16 protein-coding genes are annotated in these 16,772 nt (G+C 67.5%); 11 read left to right on the top strand and 5 right to left on the bottom strand.

The window, feature by feature from the left end; genetic code table 11:
• Positions 1-5: 5 nt before the first annotated feature.
• The 4 genes from leuS (at position 6) to HCZ97_RS14040 (ending at position 4,826) form a co-directional block, all read left to right on the top strand.
• Entirely contained in the window at positions 6-2,570 is a 2,565-nt protein-coding gene (gene leuS / locus HCZ97_RS14055) for a leucine--tRNA ligase (RefSeq protein ID WP_167689346.1), read from the top strand.
• Between the two features lie 19 nt (positions 2,571-2,589).
• The gene (lptE, locus tag HCZ97_RS14050; protein WP_368484379.1) at positions 2,590-3,072 is read left to right on the top strand and encodes an LPS assembly lipoprotein LptE; all 483 of its coding nucleotides are present in this window, start codon (positions 2,590-2,592) and stop codon (positions 3,070-3,072) included.
• Positions 3,069-4,097, top strand: a complete 1,029-nt coding sequence (holA, locus tag HCZ97_RS14045) for a DNA polymerase III subunit delta (RefSeq protein WP_167689344.1) — start codon at positions 3,069-3,071, stop codon at positions 4,095-4,097. Before lptE ends, holA begins: the two co-directional genes overlap by 4 nt.
• A 114-nt stretch (positions 4,098-4,211) precedes the next feature.
• Entirely contained in the window at positions 4,212-4,826 is a 615-nt protein-coding gene (locus HCZ97_RS14040) for a glutathione S-transferase family protein (protein WP_167689343.1), read from the top strand.
• Here the strand turns inward: HCZ97_RS14040 and HCZ97_RS14035 are convergent.
• The 3 genes from HCZ97_RS14035 to HCZ97_RS14025 all read right to left on the bottom strand — a co-directional run bounded on the left by HCZ97_RS14035 (position 4,814) and on the right by HCZ97_RS14025 (position 7,561).
• The gene (locus HCZ97_RS14035; protein ID WP_167689342.1) at positions 4,814-5,995 is read right to left on the bottom strand and encodes a TIGR03862 family flavoprotein; all 1,182 of its coding nucleotides are present in this window, start codon (positions 5,993-5,995) and stop codon (positions 4,814-4,816) included. The genes HCZ97_RS14040 and HCZ97_RS14035 overlap by 13 nt on opposite strands.
• 208 nt (positions 5,996-6,203) lie before the next feature.
• Positions 6,204-6,809 (bottom strand): enoyl-CoA hydratase/isomerase family protein, encoded by a 606-nt coding sequence (locus tag HCZ97_RS14030; protein ID WP_167689341.1) that lies wholly within the window; start codon positions 6,807-6,809, stop codon positions 6,204-6,206.
• A complete protein-coding gene (locus HCZ97_RS14025) occupies positions 6,806-7,561 on the bottom strand; it encodes an SDR family oxidoreductase (protein ID WP_167689340.1) in 756 nt (251 codons plus the stop codon). Before HCZ97_RS14025 ends, HCZ97_RS14030 begins: the two co-directional genes overlap by 4 nt.
• A gap of 227 nt (positions 7,562-7,788) precedes the next feature.
• Between HCZ97_RS14025 and HCZ97_RS14020 the strand changes: the two genes are divergently transcribed.
• The 6 genes from HCZ97_RS14020 to lpxK all read left to right on the top strand — a co-directional run bounded on the left by HCZ97_RS14020 (position 7,789) and on the right by lpxK (position 14,233).
• Positions 7,789-9,288, top strand: a complete 1,500-nt coding sequence (locus HCZ97_RS14020; RefSeq protein WP_167689339.1) for a hypothetical protein — start codon at positions 7,789-7,791, stop codon at positions 9,286-9,288.
• Between the two features lie 117 nt (positions 9,289-9,405).
• The gene (locus HCZ97_RS14015) at positions 9,406-10,752 is read left to right on the top strand and encodes a TldD/PmbA family protein (RefSeq protein WP_167689338.1); all 1,347 of its coding nucleotides are present in this window, start codon (positions 9,406-9,408) and stop codon (positions 10,750-10,752) included.
• The gene (locus tag HCZ97_RS14010) at positions 10,739-11,590 is read left to right on the top strand and encodes a 3'(2'),5'-bisphosphate nucleotidase CysQ (protein ID WP_303048720.1); all 852 of its coding nucleotides are present in this window, start codon (positions 10,739-10,741) and stop codon (positions 11,588-11,590) included. Before HCZ97_RS14015 ends, HCZ97_RS14010 begins: the two co-directional genes overlap by 14 nt.
• A 173-nt stretch (positions 11,591-11,763) precedes the next feature.
• On the top strand, positions 11,764-12,006 hold the full coding sequence (locus HCZ97_RS14005; RefSeq protein ID WP_167689337.1) for a DUF4170 domain-containing protein: 243 nt from the start codon (positions 11,764-11,766) through the stop codon (positions 12,004-12,006).
• 7 nt (positions 12,007-12,013) lie between these two features.
• A complete protein-coding gene (locus HCZ97_RS14000) occupies positions 12,014-13,237 on the top strand; it encodes a 3-deoxy-D-manno-octulosonic acid transferase (RefSeq protein WP_167689336.1) in 1,224 nt (407 codons plus the stop codon).
• Positions 13,238-14,233: a tetraacyldisaccharide 4'-kinase gene (gene lpxK, locus HCZ97_RS13995; protein ID WP_167689335.1), complete on the top strand. Its 996-nt coding sequence runs from the start codon at positions 13,238-13,240 to the stop codon at positions 14,231-14,233.
• A gap of 143 nt (positions 14,234-14,376) precedes the next feature.
• On the opposite strand, the gene HCZ97_RS13990 is transcribed toward lpxK, so the two are convergent.
• Positions 14,377-15,363, bottom strand: coding sequence for an adenosine kinase (locus HCZ97_RS13990; RefSeq protein ID WP_167689334.1), 987 nt, complete (start codon positions 15,361-15,363; stop codon positions 14,377-14,379).
• A complete protein-coding gene (gene nth, locus HCZ97_RS13985; protein WP_167689333.1) occupies positions 15,360-16,004 on the bottom strand; it encodes an endonuclease III in 645 nt (214 codons plus the stop codon). Before nth ends, HCZ97_RS13990 begins: the two co-directional genes overlap by 4 nt.
• 89 nt (positions 16,005-16,093) lie before the next feature.
• Here nth and HCZ97_RS13980 point away from each other — a divergent pair, with 89 nt between their 5' ends.
• A complete protein-coding gene (locus HCZ97_RS13980) occupies positions 16,094-16,729 on the top strand; it encodes a Hint domain-containing protein (protein WP_167689332.1) in 636 nt (211 codons plus the stop codon).
• The last annotated feature ends 43 nt before the right edge of the window (positions 16,730-16,772 follow it).

Genomic DNA, 16,772 nt, shown 5'->3' with positions numbered 1-16,772 from the left:
CGTCCATGTCGCGCTATACCGCCGCCGAAATCGAACCCAAATGGCAAAAGGCCTGGGAAGAAGCCGGCGTCTTCACCGCAACGCGGGAAGGCGGAAAGCCGAAGTACTACGTGCTGGAGATGTTCCCCTATCCCTCGGGGCGCATCCATATCGGGCATGTGCGCAACTACACGATGGGCGATGTCATCGCGCGCTACAAGCTGTCCACCGGGCACAACGTGCTGCACCCCATGGGCTTTGACGCCTTCGGGATGCCGGCCGAAAACGCCGCCATGGCGAACGGCGGCCACCCCAAGGACTGGACCTATTCCAACATCGACACGATGGTCAGCCAGATGAAGCCGCTGGGCTTCGGGCTGGACTGGTCGCGCATGTTCGCCACCTGTGATCCGGAATACTACGGCCAGCAGCAGGCGCTGTTCCTCGATTTCCTTGAAAAAGGCCTGGTCTACCGAAAGAACGCGGTGGTGAACTGGGATCCGGTCGACATGACCGTCCTGGCGAACGAGCAGGTAGAAAACGGGCGCGGCTGGCGCTCCGGTGCCGTGGTGGAGCGCAAGGAGCTCACCCAGTGGTTCTTCAAGATCTCCGACTTCTCCGATGATCTGCTGAGCGCGCTGGACGGGCTGGACAACTGGCCGGCCAAGGTGAAGACCATGCAGGCCAACTGGATCGGCAAGAGCCGCGGCCTGCAATTCAGCTGGGATCTGACCGAGGCACATGAAGGCTTTGAGCAGATCGAGGTCTATACGACCCGGCCCGATACCCTGATGGGCGCCAGCTTCGTCGGGATCTCTCCCGATCACCCGCTGGCCAAGGCGCTGGAAGCCAAGGATCCCAAGGTGGCCGAGTTCTGCCTTGAGGCGCGCAAGGGCGGCACCACCGAAGAAGCCATCGAGACGGCGGAAAAGCTGGGCTATGACACCGGGCTGACCGTGTCCCACCCGCTGGACCCGGACTGGAAGCTGCCGGTCTGGATCGCCAACTTCATCCTGATGGATTACGGCACCGGCGCCATCTTCGGCGTGCCCGCCCATGACGAGCGCGACAACGAGTTCGCCACGAAATACGGCCTGCCCATCACCCCGGTCTTCGAGCCGGTCGAGGGCGATTACCCCGCCAAGGGGGCCTTCGTGCCGCCCAAGCCCGACCGCGTGCGCTTCACCCGGCCCGTCGCCGGCGCAGAGGTCATGACCGGCAACGAGGCCATCGATGCCGCCGTCGAGTTCTGCGAAGGCAAGGGCATCGGGGAAGGCGTGACCAAGTTCCGCCTGCGCGACTGGGGCCTGAGCCGCCAGCGCTACTGGGGCTGCCCGATTCCGGTCGTCCATTGCCCTGAGTGCGGCGTGGTGCCCGAGAAGAAGGAAAACCTGCCCGTCCAGCTGCCCTATGACGAGGGCGGCAAGCCGATCGACTTCTCCGTGCCCGGCAACCCGCTGGACCGGCACCCGACCTGGCGTGACTGCGCCTGCCCGGCCTGCGGTGCCCCGGCACAGCGCGAGACGGACACGATGGACACCTTCGTGGACAGCTCCTGGTACTTCGCGCGCTTCACCTCTCCGCGTGCAGAGACACCCATCGACATGGCCGAGGCCGAGTACTGGATGAACGTCGATCAATATATCGGCGGCATCGAGCACGCGATCCTGCACCTGCTTTATTCCCGCTTCTTCGCCCGTGCGATGAACGAGACCGGCCACCTGCCGCAAAAATCGCGCGAGCCCTTCGATGCGCTCTTCACTCAAGGCATGGTGACCCACGCGATCTACCAGACCGAGGGCAAGGGGGGCCGCCCGGTCTATCACTACCCGGAAGAGGTCGAGCTGCGCGAAGGCAAGGGCTTCCTCAAGGATGGCCGCGAGGTGGAGATCGTTCCTTCGGCCAAGATGTCCAAGTCCAAGAACAACGTCGTCGACCCGGTGGCGATCATCGACCAGTACGGCGCCGATACCGCGCGCTGGTTCGTGCTGTCCGACAGCCCGCCGGAGCGGGACGTGGAATGGACGGCAGCGGGCGCGGAAGCGGCCTCCAAGCACCTGGCGCGGGTCTATCGCCTGGCCGCGGAACTGGCGGATGCCCCCGCGAACGAGGCCGAGGACGGTGCGCTGCTGCGTGAGACCCACAAGGCCATCCATGACGTGACCGGCGGGATCGAGAGCTTCGGCTTCAACGCCGCCATCGCCAAGCTCTATGCCTTCACCAATACCATTGCCAAGTCCAAGGCCGGCTCTGCCGCCAAGGCCGAGGCGCTGAAGGTGCTGGCGCAGCTGATGTCGCCCATGACCCCGCACCTGGCAGAGGAAATCTGGACGCTGCTGGGCGGCGAGGGCCTGATCGCCCATGCCGACTGGCCGGTCGCGGATCCCGCCCTGCTGGTCGAGGATACCGTCACGCTGCCGATCCAGGTGAACGGCAAGCGGCGCGGGGAAATCAGCGTCCCGAAAGACATGGACAAGGCAGAGGTTGAAAAGCTGGCGCTTGAAGTCGAGAATGTGAAACGGACGCTGGACGGGGCCCAGCCGAAGAAAGTCATCGTCGTTCCCGGACGGATCGTGAATGTGGTCATCTGACCGACGCAAATTCCTTGCTTTGCTGAGCGCAGGCGCCCTTGGGGCCTGCGGCTTTACCCCGACCTATGGGCCGGGGGGAGGGGGCTATCCGCTGGTCAACCGGGTGCGAATCCCCGCACCGGATTCGGGCGACAGCTACGTGCTGGTGCGCGAGCTGGAGCAGCGCCTGGGCCGGGTAAGCGCGCCGCAGTACGATCTGGCGCTCAAGCTCAACGTGTTCGAGCAAAGCCTGGCCGTGACCAGCGACAACACCACCACGCGGTTCAACGTGGTGGGCAACCTTGATTACAGCCTGACGGAAACGGCCAGCGGGACCATCATCGGCTCCGGCAAGGTGAATTCCTTTACCGGCTATTCCGCGACCGGGTCGACCGTGGCGACTCTGGCCTCGCAGGGCGATGCCCATGAGCGGCTAATGGTGATCCTGTCGGACATGCTGGTGGCCCGGCTGACGGCGGATTTGGCGCGCTCCGGGACTGCTTCCGGACCTGCCGGCCAATGAAACTTGCGACCAAGGAAATCGGCCGCTACGCCGCCCGGCCGGAACCCGACCGCGCCGGGATCCTGCTTTACGGCCCCGACGCGATGCGCATCGCGCTGCGCCGCCAGGAGATCGTGGCGAACCTTGTCGGCCCGGAGGGCGAGGCAGAGATGCGCGTCTCCCGTTTCCAGGCCACGGACCTGCGCCGCGACCCCGAAGTGCTGAGCGTGGCCATCCGGGCCCAAAGCTTCTTTCCCGGGCCCCGTGTCGTCTTCGTGGAAGGCGTGACCGAGCAGCAGGTGAATTACATCCTGCCCGCGCTGGCCGAATGGCAGCCGGGCGATGCCCAGCTGGTGGTGGCCGCCGGCCAGCTCAAGGCGACCTCAAAGATCCGCAAGGCCTTCGAGGCCCATCCGAAGGCCTATGCCTGCGGGATCTACGACGATCCGCCCTCTCGAGAAGAGGTGGAGGCGACGCTGTCCAAGGCCGGGCTGGTCAAGCTGCCGCCGGATACGCTGCGGTCCCTAACCGCGCTGGCCATGGTGCTGGATCCCGGCGATTTCCGCCAGACGGTGGAGAAGCTGGCGCTGTACAAATACGGCGACGACACGCCCCTGACAGAGGCCGAGATCGCGCTTTGCGCCCCGGCCTCGACCGAGGCGGGGCTGGACGAGATCCTGGATCACGTGGCCGATGCGCGCTCTGACCAGATCGGGCCGATGATGCGGCGGCTGAAGGCGCAGGGCGTGCAGCCCGTGGCGCTTTGCATTGCCACGCTGCGCCATTTCAAGACGCTCTATGCCGTGGCCGCCCATCCCGATGGCGCGGGGGCGGGTATCGGGCGGTTGCGCCCGCCGGTCTTCGGGCCGCGCCGCGACAAGGTCCTGCGCCAGGCCCAGGGCTGGGGGGCGGCCAAGCTGGAAATGGCGCTTGGCGTGGTGACCGAAACGGACCTGTCCCTGCGCTCTGCCGGGCAGGCCGCGCCGGACATGGCGCTGGTGGAGCGGATGCTGATCCGCCTGGCCATGATGGGGCGCGCGCGCTGAGGTTTCATGCCTCCGGCGGAAGTATTTCCGGCCAGATGAAGGATCCTGCGTGCCGTCACGTTTCGCTGGATCGAGCCGACCTCCCGACGCAGGGTCAGCGAAGGAGGAGACCTTATGTATCATGTCATTGGCGGTGCGCAGAACCGGACCTTTCGGGTCATCTGGATGCTGGAGGAGCTGGGTGAGCGCTATGAGCGGACGGCCTGCCATCCGCAGGAGGCAGTCGTGCGGCAGCACTCCGTTCTGGGCAAGTTGCCGGTCCTGCTGGTGGACGATGTCCCGCTGACGGACAGCACGGCGATCCTGACCTTCCTGGCCGATCGCCACGGGCGTTTCACCGCCCTGCCCGGCACCCTGGCCCGCGCGGCGCAGGACGGGATCACCCACCAGGTGCTGGATGAGCTGGAGGCCGGGCTTTGGCTGATCGCGCGGCACGCGTTCATCCTGCCCGAGGAGCGCCGCATCCCGCAGGTGCGCGAGGTGGCCCGCTGGGAACTGGAACAGCGATTCGAGATGCTGGCGCGACGCCTGAAGGGGCCCTACCTGATGGGAGAGTCCATGTCCGTGCCCGATTTCATCGCGCTGCATTGCATCAACTGGGCCGTCATTGCCAAGGTCCCGCTGCCGGAGGCCTTGGGCGATTACGCCGAGATGCTGCGCCAGCGCCCGGGCTATCAGCGGGCGGTCGCGGCCGACAAGGCCGCCGAGGCGCAGCTTCAGGCGGTCTGAGCCCAGGCCGCCGCCGCGCGCCCCGCCCAGAGCCCCGTGGCCAGGCAGGCGGTCAGCAGGTAGCCGCCCGTCGGCGCATCCCAGTCCAGCATCTCTCCGGCGGCAAAGGTGCCGGGGCGATCGCGCAGCATCAGCGCCGGCGTCAGGCGGTCAAAGGGCAGCCCCCCGGCGGTGGAGATGGCGCGCGCGATCTCCTGCGGGCCCTCAAGCGGCAGCGGCAGGGCCTTGACCAGCGACGCGAGGGCCTGGGGATCGGCGGGCAGCGGGCGGGCCAGTTCATTCACCAAGGCGCGCTTCACGGGATCGAGCTTCAGGGCCTTGCGCAGCCGGTTCGACAGGCTTTCCGACGCCCGCCCCCGCGCCAGCCGGCCGGCGATCTCTTCCCTGGTAAGGTCCGGTGCGAGGTCGATTTGCAACATCGCCCCGTCGCGCAGGGGCCTGGAGAGGGCATAGATCGCGCCGCCCTCCACGCCGCTGGCGGAAAGCACCCATTCGCCGCGGGTTTCCTTGCCGCCGGCGCTGAGGGCCACGGCCTTGAGCGGGGCGCCGAAATGGGGCTGCATATGGGGTGACCAGCTGCGGCGGAACCCGCAGTTGGAGGGCGCGAAGGGAGTCACCGGGCCGATCACCGGGGCTAGCTGCGCGGCCCAGCTTCCGTCAGAGCCGAGGCGTGGCCAGCTGGCCCCGCCCATGGCCAGCACGGTGACATCGGCCTGCACCACCTGCTCGCCATCCGGCGTTGCGAAACGGCAGCCCCCGTCCGTGAACCCCTGCCAGTCCCATCGGGTCCGCAGCACGACACCCTGCGCCGAAAGTCGCGCCAGCCAGGCCCGCAGCAGGGGAGAGGCCTTCATGCCGGTCGGAAAGACGCGCCCCGTGGAGCCGGTGAAGAGGCTTTGCCCCAGCCCCTCGGCCCAGGCGCGGACCTGCTCCGGCCCGAAATCGGCCAGCGCGGGGGCCAGCAGCGGCGCCGCCTCTTCATAGGCGGCAAGGAAGGCCTCGAAGCCTTCGTCCTTCGTCAGGTTCAGCCCGGATTTCCCGGCCATCAGGAACTTGCGCCCCATGGTGGGCATCTTTTCCGCCAGGGTGACGGAGAGCCCCGCCGCAGAGAGCGCCTCTGCCGCCATCAGACCCGCAGGGCCGCCCCCTATGACCAGTGCCGTTGCCATTGCCGTTCCGCTTGCCTGCCTGAATTCCTGCCAGCCTGAAAACTCCGCCTGCCTGAAAATCCGGGCCGGGCCAGACCTGCCATAACGTATCGGGCATATCCATCCCAGCCGCTATCTGGCCGACCGGTCCGCTGGCAGGAGTAGCCGCGCGCGTCGATGGTGGCGTGCCCTGTGGACAGCGCCTACGAGCAGAGCGCGGGGGGTAGGGTCAGTCGCACATCGCCTTGATCGCCGCCATATGGGCCGGATCCGCGGCAAGGGCATCTGCCGCGATCTCCTGCGCGGCGGCCAGGGGATCCTCTGTGATCCGGTCGACCAGGCCGAAGGCAAGCGCCTCCTGCGCGGTGATCCTGGCCCCGCCCAGCAGGATCAGCCGGGTGCGCGCGGGACCGATCAGGGCCCGCATCCGCTGCGGATCGGAGGGCTGCGGCAGGAACCCCAGGCGGGCCACGGGGTAGAAGACCTTGGCCCCCGGCACAGCCAGCCGCAGGTCGCAGGCCAGCACCATGCCCAGCGCACCGCCCGCCGCCGTGCCGTTGAGCGCGGCAATCGTGAGCCCCGGATGATCCGCCACCGCGGCAGAGACCTCTTCCCAGAGCGGAGAGGTCGCCAGCCCGGCACGGGCCGCCTCAAGATCCGCACCGGCCGAAAAGACCCGCCCGGCGCCGGTCAGCACTAGGCAGCGGGCCGCGCTTTCCGCCCGGATCGCATCGCGCAGCGCTTCCAGCATGGGGCCGGTCAGCGCATTGGCCTTCTCCGGCCGCTCAAGGGTCAGGACGGTGAGCCCATCGACCGGAGAAGACCGCCCGATCATGCGATCACGCCGATGGTGCGCCGCAGCTCTTCGCTGCGCAGGCTCAGTTCCTCGCCCAGGTGCGCATCGGCTTGCGGGCCGCACATCCACAGCAGAAGCTTCGCGGGCCACTCGGGGGGAATGTGATCCTCCCATTCCAGTTCGGAGACCGCGTTGACGCCGCTGGCCTTGATGTCGCGCTGCATCTGGGTGGCCACGGTGCCGGGGGACATGCCCATGACCCGCAGTCCCTTGTCCGCGTATTCCAGGTGAGCCGAGCGCGTCAGCATCGCCGCCCCGGCCTTTGAGGCGCAATAGGCCGACCAACCTTCCAGAGCGTTATGCGCCGCCCCGGAGCTGACGGTCAGGATGGTGCCGCCGCCTGCGGCCTCCATCACCGGGATCGCCGCGCGCATCCCGTTGAAGACGCCCTTGATGTTGATGTCGATGACATGGCCCCATTCCTCGGGATCGGCCTCTGCCAGGCCGGCGATGGGTTTGAGCACGCCGGCGTTGTTGATCAGCACGTCGATGCGGCCGAAGGCGCTCATCACCTTTTCCAGCGCGCCGGCCACTTCCCAGAAGCGCGACACGTCGCAGGGGATCGCCACGGCCTGGGGGCCGATTTCGCCTGCCAGCTCCGCGATCGGGGCTTCGCTGCGCGCCAGCAGGGCGACATTGGCCCCCGCCTGCGCGAATGTACGGGCCGCGGCGGCGCCGATGCCCCGGCTGGCCCCGGTGATGACCACGGTCTTGCCTGTCAGATCCGTCATGAAATCTTCCTTTCCGGGAGGTCTGTTCCCGTCAAAACATCTGTTCAAGAGCTAGCGAAACCACCGCGCCGGGTCCAGAGCGGCGCATGCGGCGACAACGGACAGGCACAGCCTGCCCGGCGTCCCCTTGCCGTCAAGCGGCGCCGAGAAGCCGACCGGGGCGCGCGCTGCTTGACGGGCGGGCAGGCTGCGCCACATCAATGAGGGAAAACCCAAGGTCACCCAGCATGTTTCACCCCCGCCGCCTTCTGCCTGCCCTGCGTGCCTTCGGCGCGGCCGGCGCGCTGAGCCTGGGGCTGGTCGCCCCCGCCGCCGCGCTGAGCCCAGATGAGCTTTGGCAAGCCTGGCAGGACCAGCTGGAAGAGGCCGGGTTCACCATCACCGCCCGCATCTTGCATGAAGACGACCTGCTGATCCTGGACCGGCTGGCGCTGACCCTGCCCCGGGGACCTGAACCGGATGCGCCGCGCGGCTTCGCGCTGGAACTGCGCGGGCTTCAGCTGCGCCAACTGGCTGCCGGGCTGGTGCAGGTCGAACTGCCCGCCGCCCTGCCCTTTTCCGTCGATACCGCGCGCGGCACGGATGTCTGGCGTGGCCAGGGCCGGCTGTTGCAGGACAAGTTCGTCATGCGGGTCCATGAAGCGGAAGACGAGCTGGTGCATGACTTCACCGCCGGGGCGCTGAACCTGAGCCTGGATGAGCTGGTCACCGACGGCGTTGCCCATGAGGATGCGGTCCGGGTCATCGCCGAGGATCTGTCGGGCAGCATCCGCATTGGCGACGGGTTGGCACGCCGGACAGAGATGCGCAGCGTGCTTTACGATATCGACCTGCCCGCCGCCGATCAGCGCGACCGGGTCCGGGTCTCTGGCCGGATGGAAGGGCTTGAGGCCGCGGGGCGCACCGATCCCCCGGCCATCGCCGCTGCCGGGCCGGGCGTGTCGCGGGAAAGCCACCTGACTTACGCGAGCGGCCAGATGCAGGCCGAGCTTCTGGACGAAGAGACCACCTTCGCCCTGTCCACCGCCAGCGGGGGCGGCACGCTGACCGCGATGAGCGATGGCAGCCGGATGGAGGTCTCTGCCCACAACCGCAACATGGCCTTCGCAATTGAGGGCGACGCGTTGTCCCTCCCGCTGAGCGGAAAGATCGGAGACCTGGGCCTGAAGACCGCGGGCCCGGTGACCAGCGATATCGCGCCCTCTCCCTTCTCGCTGGACCTGCGGCTGACGGATGTCACACCGCCTGACATGTTCTGGCCCTTCATCGACCCCAAGGGCGCCATTCCCCGCGCGCCGCTTTCCTTCAGCGCCTCCATTTCGGGAATGAAGCAGGCCGCAGAGGTGGGTGAAGGCGTGGCCCTGGCGGATCTGCCGATGACCGGGGCGGGGCGCGTCGTCCGGCTTGATGTCGACGACCTGTCGCTGACCGGCGCGGGCGCAAGGATCGGCGGCAAGGGGTCGTTCACGCTCGACCCCTCGCAGCCAAGCCGTTTCGGCCCCTTCCCCAAGGCCGAAGGCCGGCTGGACCTGCGCGGTGACGGGCTGATCGCCCTGCTGGAGAAGCTGGGCGACAGCGGGGTGATCCCCTCTGCCCTGGTGCTGGCCGCGCCGCTCTACCTGTCGATCTTCGCCGAGCAGGAGGGCAATGCGGATATCCTGACCACCATCCTGCGCCTGACGGCTAACGAGAGTCTTCAGGTCAACGGGCGCACGCTTATCCCCTGATCCCCCACCCGTCCGACCGCGCCCGCCAGCCCGCAACAGCGGCCCCTTTGTGCAGGCTGGCTTGATCCGCTGCGCCGCAGCGGCTAGGCAGGTCAGGACCAAAAGACGAAGGCACCCATGTCCCATTCCCTTTCCGAGCTGAGCCAAACCCTTCTGGATGCTGCCCGCGCTGCGGGGGCCGACGGCGCGGATGTGATCCTGCGCCAGGGAAGCTCGGTTTCCATCGACGTGCGCGACGGGGTGCTGGAACATGCCGAACGCGCCGAAGGGGTCGAGGCCGGGCTGCGTGTCTTCATGGGCCAGCGCCAGGCCTGCGTCTCCGGCTCCGACATCCGGGCAGAGACCTTTGCCATGATGGCCGAACGGGCCGTTGCCATGGCGCGCGAAGCCCCGGAGGACGCCTATATCGGGCTGGCCGATCCCGATCAGCTGTCCGCCCGCCGCAGCGCGGACGGTCTTGAGCTGCATGATCCCGCGCCGGAACCTTCGCCCGAGGAACTTCAGGAAGACGCCCGCCGCGCCGAGGCCACGGCGCTTGGCTACGATGGGATCTCACAGGTGCAGTCGGCCTCTGCCGGCTATGGCGCAAGCGAGGTCTACGTGGCCGCCACAAACGGGTTCGCCGGGGGTTACCGGCGCAGCTCACGCTCGACCTCCTGCGTGGCGATTGCCGGGACCGGCAGCGAGATGGAGCGCGACTACGACGGCGACAGCCGCGTTTTCCAGTCTGACCTGCGCAGCCCCGAAGAGATCGGCGCGAAAGCCGCCGAACGCGCGCTAGAGCGCACAGGGGCCGTCGCGCCGAAGACCGGCGCCTACCCGGTGCTCTTCGACGAACGTGTCGCGGCCAGCCTGATCGGCCACCTGTGCGGCGCGGTGAACGGGGCCGCCGTCGCGCGCGGCTCTTCCTTCCTGGCGGAGGCCCTGGGCAAGGGCGTGCTGCCCGCCGGCATGAGCCTGACGGAAGACCCCTTGCGCCCGCGCGGCCCGGCCAGCCGCCCCTTCGATGCCGAAGGCCTGACCGTGCAGCCCCGCAAGATCGTCGATGCAGGCGTTCTAACCGGCTGGACGCTGGACCTGGCCAATGCCCGCAAGCTGGGCATGGCCCCGACGGGCAACGCGGTGCGGGGGCTGTCCTCTCCGCCGTCGCCCAGCAACTGGAACCTGGAACTGACCCAGGGCGACAAGTCGCGCGAGGAGCTTATGAAGGAAATGGGCACGGGGCTGCTCATCACCTCTCTCATCGGGCAGACGATCAACCCCAATACGGGCGATTATTCCCGCGGCGCGGCCGGCTTCTGGGTCGAGAACGGCGAGGCCGTGCGCCCGGTGAACGAATGCACCATCGCCGGCAACCTGCGGGACATGCTGCTGTCGCTGATCCCGGCCAATGACGCGCGCCTCTGGCGTGGATCCGTCGTACCGTCGCTGCTGGTCGAAGGAATGACCATTGCCGGATCGTGACGGGCGGCAGAGCACGCCGACCGAAGACCTTGACCTGCTGAAGACCGCCGCGCGCGCGGCCGGCGAAATCGCCATGAGCTATACCACCGGCACGCTGGACATCTGGGAAAAGCCCGATGACCAGGGCCCGGTGACCGAAGCCGACCTGGCCGTGAACGAGGCCCTGCGCAACTGCCTGACCGAGGGGCGCCCGGGCTATGGCTGGCTGTCCGAGGAAAGCCCGGATGACACCGCCCGGCTGGCCCGGGACCGGGTCTTCATCATCGACCCGATCGACGGCACCCGCGGCTTCATGAACGGCGAAAGCGCCTGGGCGCATTCCCTTGCGGTGGCAGAGCGCGGACAGGTCATTGCCGCGGTCGTCTTCCTGCCGGTGAAGGACCAGATGTTCGCCGCCGCCCGCGGCGCGGGCGCCACGCTGAACGGCACGCCCATCGCCTGCACCCCGCAGGCAGAGACGCAGGGCGCGACGATCCTGGCCGCCAAGCCCAATTTCGCCCCCGCCCAGTGGAACGGCCCGGTTCCCGGTTTCGACCGCCACTACCGCCCAGCCTTGGCCTATCGCCTGTCGCTTGTCGCCCAGGGGCGCTTTGATGCGATGATGACCCTGAGGCCCAGCTGGGAATGGGACATTGCCGCCGGCAGTCTGATCGCAGAGGAAGCCGGCGCGCGCATTTCGAACCGGGATGGAGAGCGGCTGACCTTCAACTCCCCCACCGCCTTGCTCAATGGCGTGGTAGCGGCCGGACCCAAGTTGCATGCCGGTATCCTGGCCGCGCTGCGCCCTTCGCGGCCGGTCGAGCGGCCCGATCCGGACCAGCCGCCGCCCTTCGAATGATCGCGGCTCAGAGGCTGTTGGAAAGACTTCGGTAACCTGCGCCGGCCTAGACCGGCAAGGCACCGCCCGCCGCCCGCTCCCGGGCGGCAGCACACCAGAGCCCGGCCTTGACCCCCGGCACCAATCTGCGCAGTTTGCCCCAAGCTGCCGCTGCATCCGCAAAGGAGAATTCCATGCCGCAACGCCTGCATCTTGTCTTCGGAGGAGAGCTTGTCGATCCCTCCAAGAACGTCTTCCGCGATGTGAACGATATCGATGTCGTGGGCATGTTCCCGGATTACGCATCGGCCTATGACGCCTGGAAAGCCGCCGCGCAGAAGACCGTGGACAACGCCCACATGCGCTACTTCATCGCCCATATCCACCGGCTGCGGGACGAGGAACTCGAAGCCTCCTCGACCGAGGAGTTGAGCTAAGAACACCATGGCAAGAGGAGGCGGGCTTGCCAGGGCGCTGAGCCGCCGGGGCAGTGAGCCCCGCGGCGGTGGCAAACCGGACCACAGGCCAGAGGGCCTGCTGGTCTGGCTGGTCGTGCCCGATCCCGATCGCCAGCCGGCAGCGGAACTGCTGGCAGAGCTGATGATCGAACGCATCGCGGGCGACGGCGGCGAGGTTTCGGTGCTGATCAGCCTCAGCGGATCCCCCCTGCCAGGGCCGGATGACCCGAACCTGCAATACGCCCCCATCCCGGCCGAGGAAAACGCGGAGATCGACGCCTTCCTGTCCCATTGGCAGCCCGACCTCGTGGTCTGGTTCAACGGCCACCTGCGGCACATGCTGCTTTCCGCCCTGCGGCGCATGGACCTGCCCGTCCTGCTGGCCGGGGCCGAGGAAAGCGCGATCACGGAACCGCGCTGGAGCCTGCGCACGGGGCAGGCCCGACGCGCCCTGGGCGGCTTCACCGCGATCCACGCCGCCACCGCGGCCGCCGCCCGGCGGCTTCAGCGACTGGGCGCCAGCGGCGAAAGCATGCGGGTCTCTGCCCCCCTGCAGGAAGGCGGGATCGCCCTGCCCTGCGATGACGCCGACCGGGATGAGCTTTCCGCCCACCTGGCCGGTCGCCCGCTCTGGCTGGCGGCGATGGTCTATCCCGGTGAACTGGCCCATGTGCTGGATGCGCAGCGCCGTGCCAGCCGCATGGCCCACCGGCTTCTGCTGGTCGTGGTGCCGGACAACCCCGAGGACAGCGATGCCATGGCCCGTCAGCTGGACCGCGAAGGCTGGCGCTACCAGCGCTGGTCCGACGGCGACTATCCAAGAGAAGACTGCCAGGTCCTGCTGGCCGATACGCGCGGAGAGATGGGCCTGTGGTACCGCCTCTGCCCGGTGACCTTCATGGCCGGCTCGCTTCTTCGCGGAATGAAGGGGCATGACCCCTTCGAACCCGCCGCCCATGGATCCGCCATCATCTACGGCCCCTATGTCGCCCGCCACCTGCCCGCCTACACCCGCCTGTCCCAGGCCGGTGCCGCCCGCATCGTGCGCGATTCCGAAGGGCTGCAAACCGCGGTCAGCCTGCTTCTGGCCCCCGACCAGGCCGCCGGCATGGCCTCTGCCGCCTGGACCGTGTCGACCGAAGGGGCCGAAGCCACGGACCGGGTGGTGGACTGGGTGATCGGAGAATTCGAAGAACGGGGGATGTTCTAGATGCGCGCACCCGATTTCTGGTTTCGCGACCCCAGGCGCCCGGGCACGGCCGCCCGGCTGCTGGCGCCGCTCGGCGCGTTTTACGCCGCCGGAACCGCACGGCGGCTGAGCAAGGCATCGCCGGAGGATCCCGGGATACCGGTGATCTGCATCGGCAACCTGAACGCGGGCGGCACCGGCAAGACCCCCACGGCAATCGACCTGCTGATGCGCCTGACCGCGCGTGGATTGACCCCGCATTTCCTGTCGCGCGGCTATGGGGGCACCCTGGAAGGCCCGGTCCAGGTCGACACCCGCCGCCACGACGCCAGCCAGACCGGCGACGAACCCCTGCTGCTCTCTGCCTTTGCGCCCGGCTGGATCACCACGGATCGCAGCGCCGGCGCCCGTGCAGCCGCCCAGGCCGGGGCAGACGTGATCGTCATGGACGACGGTTTCCAGGATCCCGCCCTGCGCAAGGCGCTTTCAATCATCGTGGTCGACGCGGAAAAAGGTTTCGGCAATGGCCGCTGCCTGCCCGCCGGCCCTCTGCGCGAACCGGTACAGACAGGCCTTGCCCGCGCGGACCTGCTGCTTTCAATCGGCGCGGCCGAGGCCCAGTCAGACTTCCAGGCCCGCTGGGGCGCGCAGATTTCCCTGCCGCACCTGTCAGGACGGCTCGCGCCGCTGAAAATGGGCATGGACTGGAACGGGCTCAGGGTGCTGGCCTTTGCCGGCATCGGCCACCCGGAAAAGTTCTTTGCCACCCTGCGCGCCCAGGGCGCAGAGGTCCTGCACGGAGAGGCGCTGTCGGATCACCAGCCCCTGACCCCGGCGCTCATGAGCCGGCTGGAGCGCGACGCCGCTGCCCTTGGCGCCCAGCTGGTGACCACCGAAAAGGACGCGGTGCGCCTGCCACAGGACTATCGCCAGAAGGTGCTGACACTGCCCGTGCGCCTGGAAATCGCCGAAGACCAGGCGCTGACCGCCGCCCTGGACCGCATATTGCCCGGCTAGCGGACGCCCGAAGCCCCCATCGAGGGGCCTTCGGCCGTTGTCGGCTTGGCGCCTCCCGCGCCCTTTTCTTCTTGCCGAAAAACTCCCGCCGGAGGCATCGCAACAGCCGTGGCCGGGCGCGCCTCCGGAAGGTCCGGGGGCCGTCAGACCAGCCCTTCAGCCGCGAAGAGCGCCTTCAGGTCCGCCTCGGGGCGTGCCCCGTAGTGGCTGATGACTTCCGCCGCGGCGACGACCCCCATCTTGCCGGAGGTCACCAGGTCTGCCCCGGTCGCCAGGCCGTAAAGGAAACCGGCCGCGAAAAGATCCCCGGCGCCCGTCGCATCCACCGGCGTGATCGCATGTACCGGCACCACGGCCTCTTCCTCACCGCGCACCAGCACCACGTCGCTGGAAGAGCGGGTGCAGACGATCAGCCCGCTCTCACGTGCCGCGGTTTCCAGCGCCAGGCCCAGGTCGTCGGTCTCATAGAGCGATTTCCACTCGTGCTCGTTGCCGATCACGTAGTCCAGCTCCGTCACGAGGCGCCGGAAATCCGCCCGGTGACGATCGACGCAGAAGGGATCGGACAGGGCGATACCCGCCATGCCGCCGGCCGCACGGGTCAGCCGTGCCGCGGTTTCGAAGGCCTGCTTGCCCTTGGGCTTGTCGTAAAGATATCCCTCAAGGAACAGGATCCGCGCATTGCCGCAGACATCGTCCGGCACATCATCCGGCCCCACCTCTGAGGAGATCCCGAGGAAGGTGTTCATCGACCGCTCGCCATCGGGCGAAACGAAGATCATCGAGCGCGAGCTGGGCAGATCCCCACCGGCCACCGGCGCATTGGGGAAATCGGTCCCCGCCGCCTGGGTCTCGGTCGCGTATTCGACGCCCACCGCATCATCCCGGACCTTGCCGACGAAGGCGGTCTTCAGTCCCAGATTCGCCACGCCGGAGATGGTATTGGCCACCGATCCACCGGGGATCTGGCGCCGGTTCTCCATCCCGTCGTACAGCTGCTCCGCACGGTCCTGTTCGATCAGCTGCATGATCCCCTTCTCGATCCCCATCCGGGACAGGAAGGCATCATCGCTTTGAGAGATCACGTCCATCACGGCATTGCCGATGCCGATCACGTCATATTGGGTCATAGAACTTTTTCCTCGAATTCGCAGAGATCGCGGATCAGGCAGGTTCCGCACTTCGGCTTGCGCGCGGTGCAGGTGTAACGCCCATGCAGGATCATCCAGTGATGGGCGTGGAGCTGGAAATCCACGGGAATATTGTCTTCGATTGCGCGCTCCACCGCGACGACATCCTTGCCCGGCGCGATGCCGGAGCGGTTGCCAAGGCGGAAGATATGTGTGTCCACGGCCTGGGCCGGAAACCGCCACCACATGTTCAGCACCACGTTTGCCGTCTTGCGCCCGACACCGGGCAGCCCCTCCAGCGCGGCGCGGGAATTGGGCACCTCTCCGCCATATTGATCGACCAGAATGCGCGCCATCTTGATGACGTTCTTCGCCTTGTTGCGATACAGGCCAATGGTTTTGATATGCTGAATGAGACCCTCTTCTCCGAGGGCCAGCATCTTTTCCGGCGTATCGGCGATCGGGAAGAGATCCTTCGTCGCCCTGTTGACGCCCACGTCCGTGGACTGGGCAGACAGGGCCACGGCGACCAGCAGCGTATAGGCGTTGGTATGATCAAGCTCACCCTCGGGCTCCGGGCTGACGGCCTGGAAACGGGTGAAGATCTCTTTCAGTGTCGGGTAGGGCAATTGACGAGCCATGCCGGATCATTGCCCGGAAATTCCAAAGGCAACAAGCCGGTTTAACTTCGCAGAAACCGGAATGTCACACTCTGGCTCCGGAGGTGCACATGAACGATTCCCCAACCCCCATCTCCGGGCTTGGTCCCGGCACGATGGTCCTGACCCTTGAAGGCGAGATGCCCGTGGAATGGCTTGCGCCGGGTGACCGCCTGGTCACGCGGGACCATGGCTCAAAGCCCATTCTGCATATCTCGCGCCTGCGCCGCACCCCGGAAGGGGGGGCGCTCCCCGCCCCCATGACCTTCCATCCGGGCGAGGTCGGTCCACAGGGCGAGTTGACCGAGAAGCTGCGCGTCGCGCCGGGCCATCGCGGGCTGATCCGCCACCCCCAGCTGCACGAGGTGTTCGGCACGGAACAGGCGCTTGCCCGTTTCTGCGATATGTCCCGCCGCAACAGGGCCCGCAAGGACCCCACCCTGGGGGGCCTGACCTACCACCTGATCATCATGGAGCATCACGAGGTGATCAATGCCGGCTCTCTCTGGGTGGAAAGCACGGATGCAGAGATGGCCGCCAGGCTGGACCTGCCCCCTGCGGTGCTGCGCGCAACGAAGCTTTTCGCCGATGCCGAGCACCCGCCAGAAGGCTACACCCCCTATCCCGTCCTGACCCCGGACCAGGCCCGCGCCTTCAGGGAGCTCTGTCCGCAGGAAGTGTCTCTTCTGGATCTGCTGACGGCCTGAACCAGACCCTCCTGAACCGCTGCAGTCACCTTTGCGCAAAATC

Source organism: Pseudooceanicola sp. HF7 (assembly GCF_011806405.1).
Taxonomy (GTDB): domain Bacteria; phylum Pseudomonadota; class Alphaproteobacteria; order Rhodobacterales; family Rhodobacteraceae; genus Pseudooceanicola.
The sequence above is the reverse complement of the archived record's forward strand: the minus strand, read 5'-3'. Positions and strand labels throughout refer to the sequence as shown.